17 protein-coding genes are annotated in these 24139 nt (G+C 73.6%); 9 read left to right on the forward strand and 8 right to left on the reverse strand.

The genetic code is table 11. The features are described from left to right. Positions 1-30 precede the first annotated feature (30 nt). The 8 genes from ACQEVM_RS22115 (at position 31) to ACQEVM_RS22150 (ending at position 11854) form a co-directional block, all read left to right on the forward strand. Positions 31-570 (forward strand): SRPBCC family protein, encoded by a 540-nt coding sequence (locus ACQEVM_RS22115; protein ID WP_433081670.1) that lies wholly within the window; start codon positions 31-33, stop codon positions 568-570. 42 nt (positions 571-612) lie between these two features. Beyond that, positions 613-2193, forward strand: a complete 1581-nt coding sequence (locus ACQEVM_RS22120) for a class I adenylate-forming enzyme family protein (RefSeq protein ID WP_433081672.1) — start codon at positions 613-615, stop codon at positions 2191-2193. Between the two features lie 32 nt (positions 2194-2225). After that, positions 2226-4205 (forward strand): FAD/NAD(P)-binding protein, encoded by a 1980-nt coding sequence (locus ACQEVM_RS22125; protein WP_433081674.1) that lies wholly within the window; start codon positions 2226-2228, stop codon positions 4203-4205. Next, entirely contained in the window at positions 4205-5695 is a 1491-nt protein-coding gene (pcaB, locus tag ACQEVM_RS22130; protein ID WP_433081676.1) for a 3-carboxy-cis,cis-muconate cycloisomerase, read from the forward strand. Before ACQEVM_RS22125 ends, pcaB begins: the two co-directional genes overlap by 1 nt. Positions 5696-5795: 100 nt before the next feature. Then, positions 5796-7178: a nitrate/nitrite transporter gene (locus ACQEVM_RS22135; RefSeq protein ID WP_433081678.1), complete on the forward strand. Its 1383-nt coding sequence runs from the start codon at positions 5796-5798 to the stop codon at positions 7176-7178. Next, on the forward strand, positions 7168-9258 hold the full coding sequence (locus tag ACQEVM_RS22140) for a molybdopterin oxidoreductase family protein (RefSeq protein WP_433081680.1): 2091 nt from the start codon (positions 7168-7170) through the stop codon (positions 9256-9258). The genes ACQEVM_RS22135 and ACQEVM_RS22140 overlap by 11 nt, the downstream gene beginning before the upstream one ends. Further along, complete coding sequence (locus ACQEVM_RS22145) at positions 9255-10655, forward strand: FAD-dependent oxidoreductase (protein ID WP_433081682.1); 1401 nt, start codon at positions 9255-9257, stop codon at positions 10653-10655. The genes ACQEVM_RS22140 and ACQEVM_RS22145 overlap by 4 nt, the downstream gene beginning before the upstream one ends. Further along, positions 10652-11854 (forward strand): FAD-dependent oxidoreductase, encoded by a 1203-nt coding sequence (locus tag ACQEVM_RS22150; RefSeq protein ID WP_433081684.1) that lies wholly within the window; start codon positions 10652-10654, stop codon positions 11852-11854. The genes ACQEVM_RS22145 and ACQEVM_RS22150 overlap by 4 nt, the downstream gene beginning before the upstream one ends. Before the next feature lie 779 nt (positions 11855-12633). On the opposite strand, the gene ACQEVM_RS22155 is transcribed toward ACQEVM_RS22150, so the two are convergent. Both ACQEVM_RS22155 and ACQEVM_RS22160 read right to left on the reverse strand, forming a co-directional pair. Beyond that, the gene (locus ACQEVM_RS22155; protein ID WP_433081686.1) at positions 12634-13884 is read right to left on the reverse strand and encodes an MFS transporter; all 1251 of its coding nucleotides are present in this window, start codon (positions 13882-13884) and stop codon (positions 12634-12636) included. Positions 13885-14029: 145 nt separating this feature from the next. Then, the gene (locus ACQEVM_RS22160) at positions 14030-14482 is read right to left on the reverse strand and encodes a carboxymuconolactone decarboxylase family protein (protein ID WP_267797052.1); all 453 of its coding nucleotides are present in this window, start codon (positions 14480-14482) and stop codon (positions 14030-14032) included. Positions 14483-14528: 46 nt separating this feature from the next. On the opposite strand from ACQEVM_RS22160, the gene ACQEVM_RS22165 reads away from it, so the two are divergent. After that, positions 14529-16034: a PLP-dependent aminotransferase family protein gene (locus ACQEVM_RS22165; protein WP_433081689.1), complete on the forward strand. Its 1506-nt coding sequence runs from the start codon at positions 14529-14531 to the stop codon at positions 16032-16034. A gap of 113 nt (positions 16035-16147) precedes the next feature. On the opposite strand, the gene ACQEVM_RS22170 is transcribed toward ACQEVM_RS22165, so the two are convergent. The 6 genes from ACQEVM_RS22170 to ACQEVM_RS22195 form a co-directional block, all read right to left on the reverse strand. Beyond that, on the reverse strand, positions 16148-17719 hold the full coding sequence (locus tag ACQEVM_RS22170; RefSeq protein ID WP_433081691.1) for an FAD-dependent monooxygenase: 1572 nt from the start codon (positions 17717-17719) through the stop codon (positions 16148-16150). A 31-nt stretch (positions 17720-17750) separates the two neighbouring features. Then, on the reverse strand, positions 17751-19328 hold the full coding sequence (locus ACQEVM_RS22175; RefSeq protein WP_433081693.1) for an AMP-binding protein: 1578 nt from the start codon (positions 19326-19328) through the stop codon (positions 17751-17753). 45 nt (positions 19329-19373) lie between these two features. Further along, a complete protein-coding gene (locus ACQEVM_RS22180; RefSeq protein WP_433081695.1) occupies positions 19374-21260 on the reverse strand; it encodes an anthranilate synthase family protein in 1887 nt (628 codons plus the stop codon). Then, on the reverse strand, positions 21257-21880 hold the full coding sequence (locus ACQEVM_RS22185; protein ID WP_433081697.1) for an isochorismatase family protein: 624 nt from the start codon (positions 21878-21880) through the stop codon (positions 21257-21259). The genes ACQEVM_RS22180 and ACQEVM_RS22185 overlap by 4 nt, the downstream gene beginning before the upstream one ends. A gap of 80 nt (positions 21881-21960) precedes the next feature. Continuing rightward, positions 21961-22731: a 2,3-dihydro-2,3-dihydroxybenzoate dehydrogenase gene (locus ACQEVM_RS22190; RefSeq protein ID WP_433081699.1), complete on the reverse strand. Its 771-nt coding sequence runs from the start codon at positions 22729-22731 to the stop codon at positions 21961-21963. Further along, positions 22731-23903 carry a 3-deoxy-7-phosphoheptulonate synthase gene (locus tag ACQEVM_RS22195; RefSeq protein ID WP_433081701.1) on the reverse strand — a complete coding sequence of 391 codons (1173 nt, stop codon included), beginning with the start codon at positions 23901-23903 and terminating at the stop codon, positions 22731-22733. Before ACQEVM_RS22195 ends, ACQEVM_RS22190 begins: the two co-directional genes overlap by 1 nt. Between the last annotated feature and the right edge of the window lie 236 nt (positions 23904-24139).

Raw genomic sequence — 24139 nt, forward strand, 5'->3', positions numbered from 1 at the left:
GGCCGTCCCGACAAAGACAGGATTTCAACCATGACGAACATCATCGAGACCTCCCCGCTGTTTGAACTCCGCGCCGACATTTCGGTGAACGCCACGCCCGAGGAGGTGTACGCGGTGGTCAGCGATCTGCCGCGCAGTGCCGAATGGAGCCCGGAATGCATGGGCGGCGAATGGATCTCGGGAGCGCCCTCCGCGGTCGGTTCGATCTTCCGGGGCGAGAACCTGCGCAGCGAGCAGGTCGTCGCCTGGGCTCCGCTGGTCCGCGGCACCTGGTACACCGAGGCCCGGGTCACCGCCGCCGAGCCGGGCCGGACGTTCCGCTGGATGATGCTCACGCACGCCCAGGAGGACCAGGAGAGCGTCTGGGGCTTCGACGTGGCGGCCGACGGATCGGGTTCCGTGCTCACCCACCATTTCCGGATGGGGAAGGCGACCGCCGGAATCCACAAGATCGTCGCGGATCTGGACGAGGCGGGGCGCCGGAAGTTCGTCGACGACTGGACGGCGAAGCTGGTGCAGGATCTCGACGCCACTCTCTCCCGCATCAAGGACGTCATCGAGAAGGCCTGAATTCAGACCGGCATCGGCAATTCACGGACGAGAGAGTGACGCATGTTCCTCCAGCGCATAAACAACAAGGGAATTCGGCTCGGCACGCTGTTCGATCGAGCGGCCGCCCGACACCCCGGCAATTTCGTGATCCTCGACCACGATCTCGACATCGCCCCCGAACTGAGCCGCAGGGCCACCCTGACGGAGGTCGCCGAACTGGTGGCCGAGCTGGCCTCCCGGTTGTGGTCGGTCCAGGTCCGACCCGGTGACCACGTGGTGGTGCACAAGGGCGACGGGTTCGACATCACCCTGCTGGCCTGCGCCATCGCCCGCATCGGGGCCGTCCCGGTGTTGCTGTCGCCGAAGTTGGACGGGGCGACCGTCGCCGAGCTGCTGCGACGCGTGGGCCGGCCGTTCCTGGTCACCGACCAGGAGAAGCTGGAGCACTCGCTGCCCGCCGAGGTCATGGCCCTTTCCCGGGAGGTGCTGCTCGCCTCCGGGACGTACGAGGGCGCGACCGCGTTCGCCGCGCTCGCCGGGGCACCCCGGGTGCCGGCGGTCGCCATGCCCGCCGACCATCCCACCCTGATCACGCACACCTCGGGCACGACCGGCACGCCGAAGCTCGCGGTGCACACCGGCACCAGCTTCCAGGCGCGCTACCGGCCGCAGGCCACCGTGGTGTCGACGGCCGTGCGGCGCAGCGAACCGATCGCCGTGCACGTCTCGTTCGTCCACTCACGGATGTTCACCGCGATGCCCATCGCCGTGCTCCAGGGCCATCCGCTGATCGTGTTGCGCGACGACGACCCGGAGACGGTGGGAGACCTGTTCAGCCAGGTGCCGCCCGGGTTCATCGAGGCCCACCCCAACACCTTCCTGCGCTGGGAGGTGTTGGCCGAGGACCCGCGCCGGCCGCTGGCCAACGTGAAGTACTTCTCCAGCACCTTCGACGCGATCCACCCCCGGACGGTGAACCGGCTGCTCCAGGCCTCCGGGCGGAAGAACCGCAGGTTCGCGCAGGCCTACGGCCAGAGCGAGGTCGGTCCGATCGCGGCTCGCACGTACTCCCTCAAGGACGGCGCCGACTTCAACGGCCGGTGTGTGGGCGTGCCGTTCCCCGGGATGACGGGCGTGCGGGTGGTCAGCCGCGACGGCAACCCGCCGGACAAGGACAACCCGGGCTGGATCGAGGTCCGCAGCGACGGACGGATCATCAGCTACCTCGGCGAGCACCAGCGCTGGGAGAAGCAGGTCAACGACGGCTGGTGGCGCATGGGCGACGTCGGCTACCGCACCAAGTGGGGCTGTCTGCACCTGCTGGACCGCGAGGTGGACGAGATCCCGGGCGTCAAGAGCACCCTGGAGATCGAGGACAAGCTGTTCACCCGCGTCCCCGAGCTCGTCGAGGTCATCATCATCCCCGGCCCCGACGGCACCGCCGTCCCCGTGGTCAGCACCCGGGACGACAAGCCGCTGGACCTGGCCGCCTGGCAGTCGGCCGTGGTCGGGCTGCCGCCGCTGGCGGAGCCCGTGCAGTGGCGGCTGGAGGACCTTCCCCAGACCGCGACCACCAAGATCAAGCGCTTGGAGCTGGCCCGGCTGCTCGGCGCCGGCGAGTCCACGAGCACCACCAACTGATCGTCCCGCACCGTGGGAATGGGAGTTCCGCAATGAAGAAGAGCCGAGTAGAGCTCGCCGTCATCGGCGCCGGACCGCGCGGCCTGTCCGTCCTGGAGCGGCTGATCGCCGCAGAGCGGACCGCACCGTCGCGCGAGGGCGTCGTGGTGCACGTCGTGGACCCCTCCGCGCCCGGAGCCGGAACGGTGTGGCGCGCGGCGCAGTCCCGGCACCTGCTGATGAACACCGTCGCCTCGCAGATCACCGTCTTCACGGACCACAGCGTCCGCATCGACGGGCCCATCGAGCCGGGCCCGAGCCTGTACGAGTGGGCGCAGGGCCTGGCCCTGCTCGGGGACCGTGACAGCCACGACGAGGCCACGCTGGCCGAGGCCCGCCGGATGGGCCCGAACACGTACCCCACGCGCGCCTTCTACGGCACCTACCTGGGCGACTGCTTCCGCCGGGTCGTCGAGAGCGCGCCCGGCCACGTCACGGTGCACGTGCACCGGACGCGGGCGGTGGCCATGGCCGACACCCACGGGGTGCCCGGCGGACCGCAGGGCGTGCGGCTGGAGAACGGCGTCCGGCTGAACGCGCTCGACGCCATCGTGATGGCCCAGGGGCACGTACCGGCCCGGCTCACCAGCCGGGAGGCCCGGACGGCCAGCCTGGCCCGGATCCACCACCTCACCTACCTCACGCCCTCGAACCCGGCGGACCTGGACCTCAGCGGCATCGAGGCCGGCCAGAACGTGCTGCTGCGCGGTCTGGGCCTGAACTTCTTCGACCACATGGCGCTGCTGACGGCGGGCCGCGGCGGGGTCTTCGAGCGGGACGGCGAGAAGCTCGTGTACCGCCCGTCCGGACAGGAGCCCCGGCTGTACGCGTTCTCGCGGCGCGGCATCCCGTACCACGCGCGGGGCGAGAACGAGAAGGGCGCGCACGGGCGTTATCATCCGCGGCTGCTGACCGCCGAGTTCATCGCGGCGCTCAAGGAGGACGCGCGGGACGGTCGGCCGGTCAGTTTCAGCGCCGACCTGTGGCCGCTGATCTCCCGCGAGGTGGAGAGCGTCTACTACGCCACCCTGCTCACGCGGCGCGGCCGGGACGCCGAGCGCGAGCCGTTCGTGGAGCAGTACCTGGCGTTGGAGCCGGACGCGGACCCCGCGCCGCTGCTGACGGCGCACGGCATCGAGGAGGCCGACCGGTGGGACTGGGAGGGCCTCTCCCGGCCCTACGGCGACCGGGTGTTCACCGGCCGCGCCGACTTCACCGCCTGGCTGCTGGAGTACCTGGCCCGCGACGTGGTCGCGGCGAAGCAGGGGAACGTCAGCGGTCCCGTGAAGGCGGCCCTGGACCTGCTGCGCGACCTGCGCAACGAGATCCGGCTGGCGGTCGATCACGGCGGGCTGGAGGGCACCTCGCACCGCGACGACCTGGAGGGCTGGTACACGCCGCTGAACGCGTTCCTGTCCATCGGCCCGCCGGCCTCCCGCATCGAGGAGATGGGCGCCCTGATCGAGGCGGGGGTCCTGACCATCCTCGGCCCCGGGGTGCAGGTCCGCATCGACACGACCGCGCAGTTGTACGTGGCCGAGTCCTCGGTGGTCCCCGGGCCGGCGATCCGCGCGACCGCGCTGATCGAGGCCCGCCTGCCGGAGCCCGATCTGCGGCGCACGGCGGACCCGTTGCTGCGCCACCTCCTGGACACCGACCAGGCAGCCACCTACCGCATCGACGCCGCGCAGGGCACCACGTACGAGACGGGCGGACTGGCGGTGACCGAGCGGCCGTTCCACATGCTCGACGCGCGGGGCCGGGCGCATCCGCGGCGGTTCGCGTACGGGGTGCCCACCGAGTCGGTGCACTGGGTGACCGCCGCGGGCATCCGTCCGGGCGTGGACTCGGTGACGCTCGGGGACTCCGACGCCATCGCCCGCGCGGTACTGGACCTGCCCGCGGTGGCGCACGTGCCGGCCGGGCTGGGCCCGGTGGACGCGGGCACCGACCTCACCGGAGTGATCGTCTGATGCCGGGCGGTCTGCGCCTGGTCGACCCGGCCGCGCCCCCGCCGGCGGCCGATGTCGAGGTCGGGCCGGCCCCCGCGACGGCGCCCGACGCGGGCCTGCTCTCACCGGTCCGCGCCGGCACCCCCGTCGAGGCGGCGACCGGGGACCCCGCCTGGCTCCAGGCCATGTTGGACGCCGAGGCGGCGCTGGCCCGGGCCCAGGCCCGGCTGGGCACCCTGCCCTGGCAGGCCGCCGACGCCATCACCGACGCGGCCCGGGCGGAGCGGTTGGACCTGCGCGAGCTGGCCGTGGCGGCCCGGGAGACGGCCAACCCGGTCGTCGGCCTGGTGCGGGCGCTGACGGCGGTGGTCGCGGCGGACTCCCCGGAGGCCGCCGAGTACGTCCACCGCGGCTCCACCAGCCAGGACATCTTCGACACCGGGGCGATGCTGGTGGCGCACCGCGCGCTGACGCTCGTACGGGAGGACCTGACGCGTACCGCGACGGCCCTGGCCGCCCTGGCCGGGGAGCACCGGGACACGCTGATCGCCGGTCGGACGATGGCGCTGCACGCCGTGCCGACGACGTTCGGGTTGAAGGCTGCGGGCTGGCTCCAGCTGGTGCGCGAGGCCCGGGAGCGGCTGACGCGGGTCCATGAGGAGGGGCTGCCCGTCTCGCTGGGCGGCGCGGCGGGGACCCTGGCCGGCTACGTCGAGTACGCGGGCCTCGACGGCCCCGAGGGCTCCGAGGACGTGCTGGACCCGGGGGTCTTCCACGACCGGCTGGTCGCCGCGTACGCCGCCGAGACGGGCCTGGCCCGGCCGGCGTTGCCGTGGCACAGCCTGCGCACGCCGCTCGCCGACCTGGCGGCGGCGCTCGCCTTCACGGCGGGGGCGCTCGGGAAGATCGCCGTGGACGTGCAGGGCATGGCCCGGACCGAGGTCGGCGAACTCGCCGAGCCCGGCGGCGCCGGGCGGGGAAGCTCCTCCGCGATGCCCCACAAGCGCAATCCGGTGCTGTCCACGCTGATCCGCAGCGCGGCCCTCCAGGTCCCGGCCCTGGCCGGAGCGCTGACGGCCTGTCTGGTGTCGGAGGACGAGCGGTCCGCGGGCGCCTGGCACGCCGAGTGGTTGCTGCTGCGGGAGTGCCTGCGGCTGGTGGGCGGCGCCTCGCACACGGCCGTGGAACTGGCCGAGGGACTGGAGGTCAGGTCGGAGCGGATGCGCGCCAACCTGGACCTCACCGGCAGCGGGGTGGTCTCGGAGCGGATCGTGGCCGTGCTCGCCCCGCGGCTCGGGAAGGCCGCGGCCCGAACGCTGTTGGACGAGGCCACGGCGACGGCCGGCGCCGAGGGGCGCCCGCTCGCGGACGTCCTCGCGGAGGCCCCCGAGCTGGCGGGCGTCCTGGGTCCGGCGGCGCTGGCGGGCCTGTGCGATCCGGCCGGGTACACGGGCGCGGCCCGCGCCCTGGTGGAACGCGCCCTGGTGGAACGCGCCCCCAAACGGCCCTGAGCTGCGCCTGGCTGACCCGAGTTGCCCCGAGCGCCCTGAGGCGGCACCCCGTCGGGCCCGGTGCGCCGAAAGGCGGACCGGGCCCCCAGAGAGGAGAGACATGAAGACCAGACCCGCCGCCGGGCGGTGGATCGAAGGCTGGAACCCGGAGGACGAGGAGTACTGGGAGCGCACCGGGAAGCGGATCGCGCGCCGCAATCTGCTGCTGTCCGTGCTGTCCGAGCACATCGGGTTCTCGGTGTGGAGCATGTGGTCGGTGCTCGTGCTGTTCATGTCGCCGGAGATCGGCCTCGGGTTCACACCCGGCGAGAAGTTCCTGCTCGTCGTCGTGCCGACCCTGGTGGGCGCCGTGTTGCGGCTGCCGTACAGCTGGGCGGTGACCCGGTTCGGCGGTCGCAACTGGACGGTGTTCGCCTCGGCCGTGCTGCTGGTGCCGGCGCTGCTCGCGTTCGTCTTCGTGCAGCGCCCGGGGACCCCGCTGTGGGTGTTCCTGATCATCGGCGCCACGGCCGGGGTGGGCGGCGCCAACTTCGCCTCCTCGATGACCAACATCACCACCTTCTTCCCGCAGAACCGCCAGGGCTGGGCCCTGGGGGTGAACGCCGGCGGCGGCAACCTGGGCGTGGCCGTGGTGCAGTTGCTGGGCCTGCTGGTGATCGCCACGGCCGGTGACACCCACCCGTCGTACGTGGCCGCCGTCTATCTCCCGCTGATCGTGCTCTCCGCGCTGCTCGCGGCCCTGAAGATGGACAACGTCGACGCGGTCCGGGCCCGCCCCGGGGCGCTGCGCGAGGCCGCCGCGAGCCGCCACACCTGGTTCATCTCCTTCCTGTACATCGGCACGTTCGGATCCTTCATCGGCTACGGGTTCGCCTTCGGGCTGGTGTTGCAGAACGAGTTCGGCTCGACCCCGCTCGAGGCGGCGTCGTACACGTTCGTCGGCCCGCTGCTCGGCTCGGTGTCCCGGCCGCTCGGCGGGAAGCTCGCCGACCGCTGGGGCGGGGCGCGCGTCACCCTGTGGGCGTTCCTCGCGCTGGCCCTGGGAACCGCGGGGCTGCTGCTGGCCTCGCGGGCCGGGTCCTTCGGGGCGTTCGTCGCGGCCTTCACCCTGGTCTTCGTGCTCAGCGGACTCGGCAACGGCTCCACGTACAAACTGATCCCGGCCGCGGCAGCCGCCGAGGCGGAGGTCACCATCACCTCGGGCGGCGAGGCCCGGCAGGCCTTCGCCCGGGCCCGTCGGATCTCGGGCGCCGCCATCGGGATCGCGGGCGCCGTCGGCGCGCTGGGCGGGGTCGCCATCAACCTGGCGTTCCGCGCCTCCTACCAGGGGCCCCAGGGCAGCGGCACCACCGCGTTCGCCTGCTTCCTCGGCTACTACGCGCTCTGCGTGCTGCTCACCTGGGCGGTGTACCTGCGTCCCGGGCGGCGGGTCGCCCAGGGACCCGCCCCGGCGCGCGAGCCGAGGCCGGCCCGTGTCCGCTGACCCGGTCGCGGCGCCCGAAGCCGCCACGCACTGCGCGTACTGCGCCCTCCAGTGCCCGACCGTGCTGCGCGACGAGGGCGACGCGGTCGCCGTCCGCCCGGCCGACCCCGCCGGGGGCGGCCTGTGCCAGAAGGGCTGGACGGCCCCCGCGGTGCTCCGCGCACCCGACCGGCTGCGGACCCCGCTGGTGCGCGGCCCCGACGGACGACTGGCCCCCACCGACTGGGACTCCGCGCTCGACCTGGTCGCCGGTCGCCTCGCACGGCTGCGCGGGGAACACGGCGCGGACGCCGTCGGGGTGTTCGGCAGCGGCGGGCTGACCAACGAGAAGGCCTACCTGCTCGGCAAGTTCGCCCGGGTGGCGCTCGGCACCAGCAGGATCGACTACAACGGCCGCTTCTGCATGTCGTCAGCCGCCGCCGCCGGGAACGCGGCCTTCGGACTCGACCGGGGACTGCCGTTCCCCGTGGCGGACCTGGGGCGGGCGGAGGTCATCCTGCTGGCCGGCGCCAACCCCGCCGAGACGATGCCGCCGTTGATGCGGCACCTGAACCGGGCGCGCCTCGTCGTGATCGACCCGCGTCGCACCCGTACGGCGGAACTGGCCGCGCTGCACCTCCAGCCCGTGCCGGGCACCGATCTGGCGCTGGCACTGGGGTTGTTCCACCTCGCCGTCACGGAGGGCCTGCTCGACAAGGCGTACGTGGCGGAGCGCACCACCGGCTTCGACGAGGCCTGGCGGCGGGCCGTGGCCTGGTGGCCCGAGCGGGTGGAGGGGATCACCGGCGTACCGGTCGCGGACATGCGTGAGGCCGTGCGGATGCTCGCCGGGGCGGACCGCCGGTACGTGCTCACCGGGCGCGGCGCCGAACAGCACAGCAAGGGCACCGACACGGTGTCCGCGTTCGTCAACCTGTCGCTCGCGCTGGGCCTGCCGGGCCGCCCGGGCAACGGGTACGGCTGCCTGACCGGCCAGGGCAACGGGCAGGGCGGACGCGAGCACGGCCAGAAGGCCGACCAGCTCCCCGGGTACCGGATGATCACCGACCCGGCGGCGCGCGACCACGTGGCGGGCGTCTGGGGCGTGGACCCCGACACCCTGCCGGGCCCGGGCACCGGCGCCTACCAGCTGCTCGACTCCCTCGGCACGCCCGCCGGGCCCAAGGCCCTGCTGGTGTTCGGCTCCAATCCGGCGGTGTCCGCCCCGAACGCGGCGCACGTGTCGCGCCGGCTGGCCGCCCTGGACCTGCTGGTCGTCGCCGACTTCGTGCCGTCCGAGACGGCTGCCCTGGCCGACGTGGTGCTGCCCGTCACCCAGTGGGCCGAGGAAGAGGGCACCCTGACCAGTCTGGAAGGGCGGGTGGTGCGCCGCCGCCCGGTCCTGGCCCCGCCACCCGGGGTACGGACCGACCTCGACGTGCTGCACGGGCTCGCGACGCGCCTGGGTCAGCCTCCCGAACGGTTCCCGACGGCGCCGCGCACGGTCTTCGAGGAACTGCGCCGGGCCTCCGCCGGGGGCCGCGCCGACTACGCGGGGATCAGCTGGGAACGGCTCGACGCCGGCGAGGAGTTGTACTGGCCGTGCCCCGCGGACGACGGCGACGGACGGCATCCCGGTACGCCCCGGATGTTCCTGGACCGCTTCGCGCACCCGGACGGGCGGGCCCGGTTCGCCCCGGTGGAGGACCGGGACTCCGCGGAGATCCCGGACGCCGAGCGCCCGCTCCTCGCGACGACGGGCCGGGTCCTCGCCCACTACCAGTCGGGGGCGCAGACCCGCCGGGTGCCCGAACTGATGGCCGTCGCACCGGAGGTGTTCGTCGAGGTCCACCCCGACACGGCGGGGCGCTTCGGACTGACCGACGGCGGTCACGCCCGGGTCGTCTCCGCGCACGGGGCGGTGGTGGCCCGGGTACGGCTGGTGGAGAGCCTGCGCGCCGACACCGTGTTCGTGCCGTTCCACTTTCCCGGCGCGGGCCGGGCCAACCTGATCACCGGGCCCGCCCTGGACCCGGTCAGCGGCATGCCGGAGTTCAAGCTGGCCGCCGTCCGCGTCGAACCCTGGTCGGAGCCCTCGTGAACGGGATCGTCGTCGTCGGCCACGGCCCGGCCGCCCACCGTCTCTGCGCCTCGCTGCACCGGCTGGGGCACCGGAGTCCGGTGACCGTCCTGGGAGCCGAGCCCCACGCCGCCTACAACCGGGCCCTGTTGCCGTCGGTCCTGGACGGGACCCTGCCCGCGCAGGCCCTGGAGCTGGCCGCGCCGCCCGGGAACGCACGGGTGCGCCGGGCGGCCGTCGTGACCGGCGTCGACCGTGCCCGACGCGAGGTCCGTACCGCCGACGGGACCGTGTACGGGTACGAGGTCCTGGTGCTGGCCACCGGAGCGCGCCCGCGTTCCCCCGGCTTCGACTCCCCCGCCGTGCGCCGACTGGGCACCCTCGCCGACGCCGAACCGCCGCCGGAGGGGCCGGTGGTGATCGTCGGGGGCGGGCTGCGCGGGGCGGGCGCCGCCGCCGCGCTCGGCCGGGCGGGGCACGAGGTGACGTTGGTGCACTCCGGGCCGCGGCTCGCCCACCGCGACCTCGACGGGCCGGCCTCGGCGGTACTGGCGCGGACCCTGGAGGAGGCCGGCGTGGCCTTGGAACTCGACCGCCGGGTGGCCGGCGCGGAACACGGCAAGGCCGTGCTGGACGACGGCCGGCTGCTCGCGGCGGCCACGGTGCTGGCGTGCGCGGGCAGCGTCCCGGAGACCGCGGTGGCCCGGGCGGCGGGGCTGGAGGTGCGGCGCGGGATCGTCGTGGACGACCGACTGCGCACCGGCGATCCGCGGATCCACGCCATCGGGGACTGCGCCGAACACGCGGGCGCCGCCGGGGACTCCCTGACGTCGGCATGGGAACAGGCGGACGCCCTCGCGGGCATCCTGACCGGCTCGGACAGTCCGTACCGGCCGACGCGCCGCGTGCTGCGCCCCGGGATCCGGGGACTGGAACTGACGGTCGTCGGCCCGGTCGAAGAACCCGCCCCGGACGGGGAACCGGCCCCGGGTGACGACCCGGCCCCCGGCGAGGAGACCGTGTCGCTGTCCGATCCGGGAGGCGGACGCCACGCCCGCCTGCGGCTGCGCGACGGCCGGATCCGGTCCGGGATCGTCGCCGGGTTCCCGCAGGCCGTCGCCGCCGTGGGCCGGCTGTACGCGCGGGACCTCCCGGTGCCGAGCGACCGGCTGGCCCTGCTGATCGGTTCCGCCGGGGGGTACGCGGCCTCGGGCGCGCTGCCGGACACGGCCGTGGTCTGCCAGTGCAACAACGTGACCCGCAAGGCCCTTCGGCAGGCCTGGGACGGCGGTGCCCGCGCCCTGCCCGCGCTCGCCGCCGCGACCCGGGCCACCACGGGCTGCGGGACCTGTGTCCCGGCGGTGGGCCGGCTGTGCGCCGAACTCGCCCGATCCACCGAAGGGGGGAACCGCCCGTGAGCGGGACCCTGGTCCTCGCCGGCTACGGCATGGTCGGCCACCGACTCCTCGAACTCCTGCGGGCGGACGAGCGGTTCGCGTCGTGGCGGATCGTCGTCGCGGCCGAGGAACCCCGCGCCGCCTACGACCGGGTGGCGCTCTCCTCGTACCTGGACGGCAGAAGCGCCCGGGACCTGACACTGACCGGCCCCGAGGTGCTGGAGGACCCCCGGGTCGAACTGCGGCTCGGCGCTCCGGTCGTCGCGATCGACCGGACGACCCGTACGGTGGCCTTCGCGGACGGCTCGGACGTGCGGTACGACGCACTCGTGCTGGCCACCGGGTCGAAGCCGTTCGTGCCGCCGATCCCCGGTCACACCCTGCCGGGCTGCTTCACGTACCGGACCCTCGCGGACCTCGACGCCCTGCGCGCGGCAGCCGAACCGGGCGCCGCCGGCGTGGTGATCGGCGGTGGCCTGCTGGGGCTGGAGGCGGCGCAGGCCCTGCGTTCGCTGGGAATGCGACCCCATGTGGTGGAGGTGGCCCCGCACCTGATGCCGCTCCAACTCGACGAGGGCGGCGGCGCGGTGCTGGCCCGCCTGGTGGGCCGGCTCGGCATGAGTGTCCACTGTGGCCGCGGTGTCACGTCCGTGGACGCGGGCCCCGACGGGTGGGTCCGCGGGGTCACGCCGGCCGACGGCGACGAGCTGCCCGCCCGTTGCGTGGTGTTCTCGGCGGGAGTGCGCCCGCGGGACGAGCTGGCCGAGCCGGCCGGGCTGCCGCGCGGGGAGCGGGGCGGGTTCCTGGTGGACGCCCTCTGCCGTACCGAGGATCCCCGGATCTGGGCGGTCGGCGAGTGCGCGGCCGTGCTGGGCCGCTGCCACGGCCTGGTCGCCCCCGGCTACCTGATGGCCGAGAGCGTGGCCGCGCAACTGACCGGCCGGCCGGCGGAGCCCTTCCCGGGCGCCGACACCTCGGCGAAGCTGAAGGTGTTCGGCGTGGACGTGGCCGGGTTCGGCGACGTCCACGCCCGGGTCGAGGGCGCGCTGTCCTTCGTACGGGAGGACCACACGGCCGCCACCTACGCCAAGTTGGTGCTCGGACCGGACGGCCGCACCCTCCTCGGTGGCGTCCTGGCCGGTGACACGCGCGCCTACGGGGAGCTGCGCTCGATGCTGGGCCGCGAACTGACCGGGCCCCCGGAGCGGCTCCTCGTCTGAGACGCGGACCGCGGATCGCGGTGGCCGAGGGCAAAAGGGGGCGGGGCGGTGCCGTGGCACCGCCCCGCCCCCTTTTGCCGTGCCCGCCCACCGGGCCGCGCCGCGCCTTCCGTGACGGGGCCGGTACCGGCCCCGGCGAGGACGGGTGCGGGCACTCTCGCCGCGTGCGGTGGCCACCCACTGCCCGCGTGCGCCGAAGGCGCTGCCCGCCCGGGAGGCGACGTGGCCGTCGCGGGGGTGTCCGTGTCAGTGCCGGTGCCGGTGCCGGTGCCGGTGTCCGTGTCCGTGCCGGTGTTCGTGCCGGTGCCGTGCCGGTCTCGGTGTTCGTACCGGTGTCGGTGTTCGTGCCGGGACCGGAGCCGCGCCCTGATCGAGGTCGGCGACGCCGACGCCTCTCCGGAGCGCCGGCCGGAGCCTTCCGCACGCCTTGCCGGTCGGATCGGTCGACTCGCCGAGAGCACGCCGCGCCGTGCCGCGGTCGGCGATCGGCGATCGGCGATCGGCGATCGGCGATCGGCGATCGGCGGAGCAGGTGGCCCTCGTACCGATGTCCTGCCCGGCGGCGGGCGGCCGGGCGCGGCGCGTCGACCCGAGGCGCGGGAGCCGAAGCGCTGAAGCCCGGCCCCGGCAGAGGTCCCGCCCCACCCGGATCGGCTTCGCCGGAGTGGGCCCCACCGGAAGCGCCCGCGCACGCGAAAGCGCCGGGCGCGGCTCGTCGAGGGAGCCGCGCCCGGCTGTCTGTCCCGCCCGCGGGGGACGGTTGGTCGCGGGGCAGACGATCAGTGGGCGGCCGCGGTGGCCGGGTCGGTCGCCGGTTCGGCGGCCGGAGCGGAGTCGGTCGGGCGGCCGGAGCGCCGGCCGACGACGAGGAGGGTGAGGATCGCGAGGCCGGCGCCGATGTACAGGACGCTGGCGGTGGCCAGGTTGTCCACGGCGATGCCGCCGAAGAGGGCGCCGAGGGCGATCGACAGGTTGAAGGTGGAGACGTACAGCGAGGAGGCGGCCTCGGTCGCGTCGGGGGCGGCGTCGAGGATCCAGGTCTGGAAGGTCACCGGCACGGCGCCGTAGCCCAGGCCCCACAGGACGAGGATGACGGCCGCGGTGAGCGTGGTGTTGCCGACGGTGGCGAGGAGCAGCATGGCGATGGCGAGGACGATCGCGATGCCGATGACGACCTGGCGCAGTCGCTTGGCGATCAGGGCGCCGGCGATGAAGTTGCCGGTGATGCCGGCGATGCCGAAGGTCAGCAACAGGACACCGATCATGCTGTCGCCGACGCCGTCGTCCTGGAGGAGCGGACGGACGAAGGTGTAGGCGAGGAAGTGTCCGGTGATGACGAGGAAGGTCATCGCGATGCCGATGCGGACGCCCGCGTTGGACTTCCACACGCGGGGCAGGTCACCGAAGGCGATGGTGCGCTCGGCGGGGACCTTCGGCATCAGGAAGAGCATGGCGGCGAGTGCGACGAGGCCGAGGATGCCGACCGCGGCGAAGGCGGTGCGCCAGCCGGAGAGGTCTCCGAGGAAGGTGCCGGTGGGCACGCCGAGCACGGAGGCCGTTTCCACGCCGCCGAAGATGACGGCGGTGGCGCGGGCGACGTGTCGTTCGGGCACCAGGCGCAGGGCGATGCCGCCGGCGATGGACCAGAAACCGCCGACGCTGATGCCGATGAGGAAGCGGGCGACCAGGACCACGGCGAAGCTGGTGGCGAAGGCGGAGGCGAGGTTCGCCAGGCCGACGATGGCGATCAGGATGACCAGGACGAGCCGCCGGTCGAACTTTCCGGTGGCGACGGTCACCAGCGGGGCGGAGATCGCCGCGACCAGGCCGGGGATGGTGACCATGAGGGCCGCCGTGCCCTCGGAGACCTTCAGCGCGTCCCCGACGGGGGTGAGCAGGCCGACGGGCAGCAGCTCGGAGGTCATGAGCGAGAAGATGCCGAGGGTGACGGCCAGGACGGCCAGCCAGCCCTTGACCGCGGAGGGTTCCTTGCCCGCGGTGCGCGGTGCGGATGAATCGAGGGTGGTCACGATGTCATTCCTTCGTCAGCGGTCCCCCTCTGGTGCCGGGAGACGGGGGTGGGGGCATGCGTGGGGCGGTGGCCTGGCCTGTCCGGCGGTGGCCACCGCCCTGGTGCGTCGTTATGGGGTCTGAGGGGGTCGTGGAGCGGCCGGACTACTCGGTTCCGGGGGTCTTGCGGGTGGCGACGTTCATCCGGTTCCACACGTTGGCGGTGAAGATGAGCGCGATCAGGTGCGCGAGCTCCTCCTCGCCGAAGTGGCGGGCGGCCTCGTCGTAGACGGCGTCGGTGACTCCGCCGGGGAGGAGGGTGACCTCCTCGGTGAGGGCGAGGGCCGCGCGCTCCTTGACGGTGAAGAGGCTCGACTCCTGCCAGGCGGTGAGCTGGTAGATCCGCTCTTCCGACTCGCCGCCCTTGCGGGCATCGCTGGTGTGGTAATCGATGCAGTAGGCACAGCGGTTGATCTGCGAGGTGCGGATCTGGACGAGCTCCAGGAGGACCGGGTCGAGTCCCTGTCGAGCGGCCCCGTCGAGGGCCAGGACGGACTTGAAGATCTTGGGGGCGACGGCGGCGAAGTTCATGCGCTCAGGAACCTGAAAAGTGGTCATGTGAAAACTGTAGGAGCGCAATCGGCCCGCAGTAGGGTGCATTCCCATGCAGAGATCATGGGTCAATTCCGAGGGCGCGTCCGATCCCGAGCCGACCGGTACCGGGAGCGATCTGCACCTGGAACTGAGTGGCGAGGGCAGCCTGCGCAACCAGCTGATGCAGGCGTTACGCACGGCGATCGACTCCGGCCGGCTCGCCCCCGGCACCCGGCTGCCGCCCTACCGGGCCCTCTCCGCGGACCTGGGGATCGCCCGCAACACCGTCGCCGACGCGTACGCCGAGCTGGTGGAGGAGGGCTGGCTGTCGGCGCGCCAGGGCTCCGGCACCCGCGTGGCCAGACGGGCGGCCCCGCTCCAGCCCGACCGGCCGCGCGGCCCCGCCCGTCCGACGCACCGCCGGACCGTGCACGACCTGCTGCCCAGCTCCCCCGACGCCTCCGCCTTCCCCCGTACCGCCTGGATCGGCGCCGCACGGCGGGCGCTGGCCGCCGCTCCGAACGATGCCTTCGGGGTCGGTGACCCGCGCGGCCGGATCGAGCTGCGCCGCACCCTGACCGAGTACCTCGCGCGGGTGCGCGGCGTACGGACGGCCCCGGACCGGATCATCGTCTGTTCCGGCTTCGCCCACGGGCTGGAGCTGCTCGGCAAGGTGCTCGCCGGCCCGGTCGCGGTGGAGTCGTACGGGCTGTCCTTCCACCGGGACATCCTGGTGGCGTCGGGGCTGGCCACGGTGCCGCTGACGGTGGACGGCGGGGGCGCCCGGGTCGAGGAGCTCCCCGGGACGGGTGCCAGGGCGGTGCTGCTCACCCCGGCCCACCAGTTCCCGACGGGCGGGCCCCTGCACCCCGAGCGGCGGGCCGCGGTGGTGGACTGGGCGCGGGCGAACGGTGGAGTGCTGATCGAGGACGACTACGACGGCGAGTTCCGTTACGACCGCCAGCCGGTCGGCGCCGTCCAGGGCCTGGATCCGGACCGGATCGTCTACATCGGCTCCGCCAGCAAGAGCCTGTCGCCCGCGCTGCGGCTGGGCTGGATGGTGCTGCCCGGCTGGTTGGTGGACGACGTGCTCGCCGTGAAGGGGCCGCGCGAGATGTGGTCGGGGGTCACGGACCAGCTGACCCTGGCGGAGTTCATCGGCTCGGGCGCCTACGACCGTCATCTGCGCCGGATGCGCCTGATCTACCGGCGCCGCCGGGACCAGCTGGCGGCCCGGCTGGCGCAGGAGGCCCCGCACATCAAGGTCAGCGGGGTGGCGGCCGGGCTGCACGCGGTGCTGGAGCTGCCGAGGGACACCGAGGAGGCGGCGTTGCGGGCGGCCCGCCGGCAGGGTCTGGCGCTGGACGGATTGCGGCCCTACCTGCACCCCGAGAGCTCCATGACCCCGCGGGACGGGCTGGTGCTCGGCTACGGCACCCCGCCCGACCACGCTTTCGCGGCGGCCCTGGACGCCCTGTGTCTGGCGTTGCCCGACCCGCCGCAGGAGGACGACGGGCGGGTGGGGGCGCGCGGGGAGGACCCTCCGCGCCGCCGGGGCGGCTCCGAGGCCCCGTAGACCCCCGACCTCCCGTGAACGCGCGCGAGCGCCGTCGTCCGGCCTGGGCCGGACGGCGGCGCTCGCGGGGGTGCTCGGTGGTGCGGGACGCGGTGCTCGGTGGGGCGTGGGGGTCAGTGGCCGGGCGTCGGGGTCAGGGCGTGCCGGAGTTCGGCCTCCAGCCGGTGCAGGTCGTCGGTGTGCCCGTGGGCCGCCACGTGCCCGTCGGGGCGGATCAGGTAGTACCCGGGGCGGGTGCACAGTCCGCCCCGGCCGGGCAGGTCGGGGGTGGCCCGCAGGACGCGGAGCCCCGGCCAGGGGCCGACGGTGTGCTCGACCCGGGCGGTCCAGGCGGTGTCCCGGGCGGGCGGGCGCAGCAGCAGCGTCCAGCCCGCCGGGGCCCGTCCCGGTCCGGCCAGGCCCAGTGCGACGGCGGCGGCCCGGGGGAAGACCGAGCCGGCCCTGATGCCGCCGGGCAGCCGGTCGCGTACCCGACAGGCGCCGGTCGACGGCTGCCGGGTGTCGCGGTCCGGGGTGTAGGCGAGCCGGCGGCCCGCCATCACGGGGGCGTAGAGCCGGGCGGCGGCGCCGGTGCGGTCCAGCAGCCGGAACGCGGTGTCGCGGGCGGCGACCCGGCGCCGGGTGCGGGCGGTCAGCGCGCGGGTGTGCAGGTCGGTGTCGCGGACGATGCGGCCGGTCGCCTCGACGCGTTCCCTGCCGTAGCTCTCCAGGAGCGTGGCCGGGGCCTCGCCGGCGAGGACGGCGGCGAGTTTCCAGGCGAGGTTGTGGGCGTCCTGGAGGCCGTTGTTCATCCCCTGGCCGCCGGCGGGGCTGTGCACGTGTGCCGAGTCCCCGGCCAGGAAGACGCGGCCGCGCTGGAAGTCGGTGGCCCGCCGGGCGTGGACCCGGAAGACGGTCTCCCAGACCGGTTCGGTGATCCGTACGCCGTGGGGGCCCCGGGTGTCGATGAGGCGCTGCATGTCGTCACGGGTCAGGGTGGTGCCCTCGGGCATCACCGACAGGAAGCGGAAGACCCCGTCGGGCTGCGGGACGACGCACAGGGTGCCCGAGGTGCTCTGGTAGTACGAGATCTCGTCGGGCGGCAGGTTCCCCTCGATCCGGGTGTCGAGGAGGGCGAAGGCCATCTCGTAGGTGGATCCCTCGAAGCCGATGCCGAGTTGCCGGCGGACGTCGCTGCCCGCCCCGTCGGCGCCGATGACGAAGGGGGCGGTGAACCGCTCGACCGGGCCGTCGCCGTGTTCCAGTACGGCGGTGACCGTGCCGCCCGGTTCGATCCGGCCCGAGTAGTCGACGTCGTCGAGGCACAACAGCCGGACGCCGCGCTCGATCTTCCCGCCGAGGGCGTGCAGCCGTTCGGTGAGGATGCGTTCCGTCTCGGGTTGGGGGAGCTGACGGGCGGCCAGTTCCTCGGTGAAGGTGAGCGAGGCGACCGGCTTGCGGTCGGAGAAGTAGCGGAAGGCGCGTACGGGTACGGAGGCCTCCTGTACGGCCTCACCGACGCCGAGGTCGGTGAGGATGTCGCGGACCCGGGGCCACAGCGACAGCGCCTTGGGCACCCGGGCGGCTTCGTGGGCCCGGTCGACGATCCGTACGCCCACTCCGCGCCGCAGCAGTTCGCAGGCGGCGAGCAGGCCGGTGGGACCGGCTCCGACGATCAGCACGTCGGCATCGCTGGTGGCGTTCACGGGTGTTCTCCTGCCTGTCGCCGGATGGTGGTCAGGACGACTGCGGGGCGGACAACCGCCGCAGCCGTGCGGTGAGTTCGAGGCGCTGGACCTTCATCGTGGCCGTGCGCGGCAGCTCGGAGAGCTTCATCTGCACCGGCTCGGCGAGCTGCGGCCACGCGGCGGCGGCGGAGCGCCAGCGGGCCGGGTCCAGCGGCAGGTCGTCGCGGGTGCAGAGCACGGGGACGCCCGCGCCGTCGGGTCCGGGGACGACGACGAGTTCGGTCAGTTCGTCGAGCCGGCCGAGGACGGTGTCCTCGATCTCCAGGGTGGAGTGGATGCCGGGGATGGCGTCGACCTCGCGGTCCAGGAGGTGGAGGCAGCCCTCGTCGGTGCGGTACCCGAGGTCCATGCCGCGCCACCAGCCGCCGTGCACCTGGGTGTCGTAGCGCTCGCGCTCGCCGAAGTAGCCCAGCGCCCGGCCGGCGGCCTGTACGTCGATGTAGCCGGGGTTGTCGCGGGTGACCTCCTTGCCGTTGCGGCTGACGAGGCGGAACTTGGTGTCGGAGGGGAAGGCGTGGCCCTGGCAGCGACCGTCCGCGCCGAGGGCGGTGGCGCGGGTGAAGCCGCGGCCGACGAGCGGGCCCGTCTCGCTCTGTCCGTAGATCTGGTAGAAGAGCGGCGAGCTGCGGTCGGTGGCGTGCAGCAGCTTGTGCATGGTGCTGGGGTGGATGGCGTCGAAGGTGGTGCTGAAGTACTTCACGTTCGACAGCGGGCGCAGCGGGTGGTCGACCAACTCCTCCCACTCCATGAAGGAGTTGGGGTGCGATTCGATGAAGCCGGGGCGGGTCTCGGCCCACAGGCGCGCCGCGTGCTCGGGCTCGGCGTCGCTCATGATGACCATCGGGTTGCCGCGGGGCAGCAGGACGGCCAGGGCCAGGGGCATCCGCGAGTGGACGTAGCTGACGTGCAGGGCGACGGTCTCGTGCTCGCGGATCATGTCGAAGAGCTTGGCCTGCGGGCGGTAGCGGCCGTGCAGGGTGCGGGCCGAGTGCACGACCAGCTTGGGCAGGCCGGTGGTGCCGGAGGTGTGCGTCATCAGCGCGGGCAGGTCGAGGTGGGGGACGACGGGGTCCTGCCGCGGGGAGCCGGCCAGGTCCGCGAGGGAGACCGTGCCCGGACGGGACCCGGCCACGATGATCACCTGGCCGGCGATCTCCGCGAGGGGGGTGCCCGCGAACGGTCCGTCGAGCTTGTCGGTGTCGGTGACCAGGTGGGGGGAGCCGAGCCGGCGCAGCAGCGCGAGGACGCTGTCGGCGTCGAGGTACGGGGAGAGTTGGACGGGGACGGCTCCGAGGCGGGCGACGGCGCAGGACAGGATGTTGATGTCGAAGCCGTTGGACTTGTGGAGGGCGACGTGGTCGCTGCGGCGCACTCCGGCCGCGTACAGGCGGGCCGCGGTGTCGTCGATGTGCCCGGCCAGTTCGGCGAACGTCAGGCGTCGCCCGGCCTCGGGGAAGAGGTCCAGGTCGTGGTCGAGGATGATCAGCTGGTCGCCGTGGGCCTGGGCGGCCCGTTCGGCCACGAGGCCCATGTACAGGCCCTTGTCACTGCCGTTGACGGGAAGCATGGCGGAACTCCTTCGCGGGAGGGGTGCGGGTGGGTGGTGGGCCGGTCAGACCAGGCCGGTGAGCAGGGACTCGACGATGCGGACGCCGTCCCGGGTGAGCACGGATTCGGGGTGGAACTGCATGGAGGCGAAGTGCGGTCCGCGCAGGGCGTGCACCTCGTCGGTCTCCGGGTCGCGGCTGACCTCGAACACGCCGACGCCCTCGGCCTCGGCCTTGTCCTCGGCGCCGCGGGCGGCGAACGTGTTGTAGAAGCCGACCCGCTCGGTCGCGCCGAACAGTTGGATCTGTCGCTGTACGCCCTGGTTGGGGTGGTCGCGGCGGACCAGGTCGAGCCCCAGTTCCCGGGAGAGGACCTGGTGGCTGAGGCACACGGCGAGGAAGGGTCTGCGCTTGGCGAGCAACGCGCGGACGTCGGAGGACAGTCGGGCGATCTTCGGGTGGCCGGCGTCGCGCGGGTCGCCGGGGCCCGGTCCCATGACGACCAGGTCGTGGGCGTCGAGGGAGTACGGCTCGTCGAAGCGGCTCACGGTCACCCGCAGGCCCATCGAGCGGAGTTGGTGGGCGATCATCGAGGTGAAGGTGTCCTCCGCGTCCACGACGAGGACCGAGCGTCCGACCAACGAGGCTTGTGGCAGCGCCCGTTCGCCTTCCTCGGCGAGCCAGTAGCCGGCGATGGAGTCGTTGCGCCGGGCCAGGGCGGCCCGGACGTCGGGGTGGGCGGAGAACCGGGTGGCGCCGTCCGATTCCAGTGCGGCGAGCAGGCCGGCGGCCTTCGCCTTGGTCTCCGCGACCTCGGACTCGGGATCGGAGTGGCGGACCAGGGTGGCTCCCACGCCGATGGAGACCCGGCCGGCGGCGTCGATGTCGGCGGTGCGGATGAGGATCGACGAGTCGAGTTCCCGCTCGCCCGTCTCGTCGGTGCCGATGAGGGCGACGACCCCGCTGTAGTAGCCGCGGCCCCGGGGTTCGTACCTGCTGATGACGCGGCAGGCGCTCTCCAGCGGGCTGCCGGTGACGGTGGGGGCGAACATCGTCTCGCGCAGGATCTCGCGCGGGTCGCGGGTGGTGCGCCCTTCGATGAGGTACTCGGTGTGCGCGAGGCGCGCCATTTCCTTGAGGTAGGGGCCGACGACCCGGCCGCCTCCCTCGCAGACCCGCGCCATCATCTTGAGTTCCTCGTCGACGACCATGTACAGCTCGTCGGTCTCCTTGCGGTCCGCGAGGAAGTCCATGACCTGGGGCAGGGTGGGTCCGCCGGCGGGGTAGCGGTAGGTGCCGCTGATGGGGTTCATCACGGCGGTGCCGCGGTGCACGCTGATGTGGCGTTCGGGGGTGGCGCCGACGAAGGTGCGGTCGCCGGTGTGGACGACGAAGGTCCAGTAGCCGCCCGATTCCTGCTCCAGGAGCCGGCGGAAGAGGGTCAGGGCGCTGCGCGGGGTGTAGTCGGTGATCTCCGCGGTGAAGGAGCGTTTGATGACGAAGTTCGCTCCCTCGCCGGTGCCGATCTCGTCGGCGATGACGCGACGGACGATGTCCGCGTAGCCGGCGTCGTCGATGTCGAAGTCGCCGCCGGTGAGCCGGATGGGCCGGTCGCCGATGCGGGCGACGGCCTCCGTGAGGGGGACCTTCTCCTGACCGGTGACGGCGAGGGTGATGAGCGGGGAGCCGTCGTCGGCGGCCTCGAAGCCGCGTTCGCGGACCTGCCGGAAGGGTACGAGGACCAGCGCCTCGTGCCGGCCGGGCTCGGCGGCGCCCCGCTCGGGCAGGGGTACGGACGCCAGGGTCTCGGGGTGGGACACGTCGCCGACGAGGACCTCGACCAGACCCGGACCGGTGGCTCCGGGCCGGTGCAGCAGGGCGAACGGCGGGGGTACGGGGGCGAGGATCCGGTCGAGAAGGTCGCGGTCCGCCGGTTCCCGGGCGGCGGTCATGCCAGGGTCTCCTTCACGGTGGTGACCACGGCGCAGCGCCGGGCGGCGTAGTCGAGGGTCCGGTGGTGGTCCTCCTCGGTGAAGTCGGCCAGGGCGTCCGCGACGAGGAAGGTCTCCAGGTCGTGGCTGAACGAGTCGACCGCCGTGGCCAGTACGCCGACGTGGGCGTACACCCCGCAGACGACGAGTTGGTCGCGTCCCGCCTCCCGCATCCGGGCCAGCAGGTCGGTGTGGTGGAAGGCGCTGTAGCGCCACTTGGTGAACACCCAGTCCTCGGGGCCGGGCCCCAGTTCTTCGGCGATCTCCCGGTCGGCGCGCGAGGGCTTCATGCCGGGCCCCCAGAAGTCCCGCAGCAGTCCGCGCTGGCGTTCGGTCATGCCGCCCGGCTGGGCCGTGTAGGCGACGGGGACGCCGAGTTCGACGCAACGGTCTCGCAACTGGGCTGCGTTGCGGACGAGTTCGGTACGCAGTGTGTCGGGCAGGGGTTTCAGGAAGTAGTGCTGCATGTCGTGTACCAGCAGGACGGCGCGGGCCGGGTCGACGGACCAGGCGGCGGTGTTGAGGGGCAGGTCCCCCGATGTCGGCATCGGGTAGGCCTCGATGGTCGGGATGCCGGCCATGGCTTCCTCTCGTGGCTCTGACGTGGTGGAGGGGTGCGGGTGAGGGTGGTGCGGGACGGCGGTGGGTCGCGGGCGCGGCGTCAGACGCCGAGGGTGGCGCCGCCGTCGACCGTGAGCGTGTGCAGGGTGATGTGCGCGGCCTCGTCGGAGAGCAGGAAGGCCACGGCGTCGGCGATGTGTCGGGGCTGTGCGAGTCGGCCGAGCGGGATGCCGACGCGGTACGAGTCCCCGTGTCCCTCGATGGAGCCGCGCGGGCCCGACTCGTCGTGCCACATGGACCGCAGCATCGGGGTGTCGGTGGAGCCGGGGGCGACGATGTTGCAGCGGATGCCGTGGCGGGCCACTTCCAGGCCGAGGGACTTGGTGAACATGGTGGCCGCGGCCTTGGAGGCGGCGTAGGCGGCCATGTCCGTGCGGGGGGTGCCGGCGGCGTTGGAGGCGACGGTGACGAGGGAGCCCCTGGCGCGCTCCGCCATCCGGTTGACCACGGCCCGGGAGACGTGGAAGACGCCGGTGGCGTTGACGGCGAAGGTGGCGTTCCAGTCCTCGTCGGTGAACGCGCGGGCCTGGCCCAGGCGCAGGATGCCGGCGGCGTTGACGAGGTGCTCGATGGGGCCGAGTTCGCTCTCCGCCGCGGCGACGGTCCGCTCGACGTCGGCGCTGCTGGTGACGTCGGTGGGGAAGGCGACGGCCTTGACGCCCTGGTCGGCCCACTCCTCGACCGCCCGCCGCAGGGCCACCGGATCGCGGTCCACGGCGGCGATGCGGACGCCGCGCGCCCCGAGGGTGAGGGCGACCGCGTGGCCTATCCCGCCGGCGGCTCCCGTGACGAGTGCTGTGGTGCCGTCCATCAGAAACTCCAGCTGGATACGACGGATATGGCCTGTCCGGGGTTGAGCCGCGGGTCACAGTGACTGGTGTAGAACTCGCCGACCCGATCGATCGCGGACGGGTCGGAGACGCATTCGGTGACGGCGTCCGGGGTGGTCTCCAGGTGGAAGCCGCCGGCGACGCCTCCGGCCTCGGTGACGGCGAAGTGGAAGGCCACGGCCTCGCGTTCGACGGTTTCGACGTAGCGGGTCTTGTACCCGTCGGGGGTGCTGACGGTGTTGCCGTGCATGGGGTCGGTCAGCCAGATCACCGGGTGTCCGGCCTCGCGGACGGCGGTCACGAGCGGGGGCAGCGCGTCGGGGACGGCGTCGGCGCCCATCCGGGCGATCAGGGTGAGGCGGCCGGGTTCGCGGTCCGGGTCGAGCCGTTCGCACAGGGCGAGGAGCTCGGCCGGGCTCATGTTCGGGCCGACCTTGCAGGCGACCGGATTGCTCACCCGGGACAGCAGCTCGACGTGGGCGCCGTCGACCTGCCGGGTGCGTTCGCCGATCCAGGGCCAGTGGGTGGAGGCCAACATCAGCCCGCCGGCCTCGTCCCCGCGGAGCATCGACACCTCGTAGTCGAGGAGCAGGGCCTCGTGGCTGGTCCACACCATGGGGTCGATGTCGGCGCCGGGACTGCCGGGGCGCCAGCCGAGGCCCCGCATCACGTCGTCGGCGGCCATGTAGCCGGTGAGCAGCCGCAGCGGATCGGGGCGTCTGGCGTCGACGTCGGGTTCGGGACCGTTGACCATGTGGCCGCGGAAGACGGGCATGTCGACCCCGTCGACGACCTCGGTGGGGCGCGAGCGGGGCTTGGCGTACTGGCCGGCGATCCGGCCGACGCGCAGCACCGGCTTGCCGGTGATCAGCCGCAGCGACCCGGCGAGCAGGTCCAGGACGGCGGCCTTGCGGGCGACGTGGTCGGGCGTGCATTCGGCCGGGTCCTCGGCGCAGTCGCCGACCTGGACCACGTGGGCCTGACCGGCCGCCACCCGGGCCAACAGCCCGCGCAGGGTCCGGACGTCGTCCGCGGCCACCAGTGAGGGGCGGGCCAGGAGTTCCTCCCTGACCCGACGCAACTGCGCGGGGTCGTCCCAGTCCGGCTGTTGCAGCGCGGGTTTCAGCCGGATGCCGATATCGGCGTTTTCCACGGGGTGCCTCCGAGTAGACGAGCGAGGGCGCGGTGCCCGCTCTGCCGCGCGGTGTGGGGTCGCGGGAGCGGGGCGCGCGGGCGAAATGCGGGGGTGGGTGGTGCGGGAGTGCCCGAAGGGGCGGGCGGGACGCGCGGGACCGCGCCGGAGGCGGGGGCCGCGGGTGTCGGGTGTACGGGGTCGGACGCGCGAGGGCCGATCGCCCCGGGAACGCCGCGCGGCCGGGGCGGGCCGGG

It is taken from the genome of Streptomyces sp. CA-243310, assembly GCF_050936775.1.
In the GTDB taxonomy this organism is placed as follows: Bacteria; Actinomycetota; Actinomycetes; order Streptomycetales; family Streptomycetaceae; genus Streptomyces.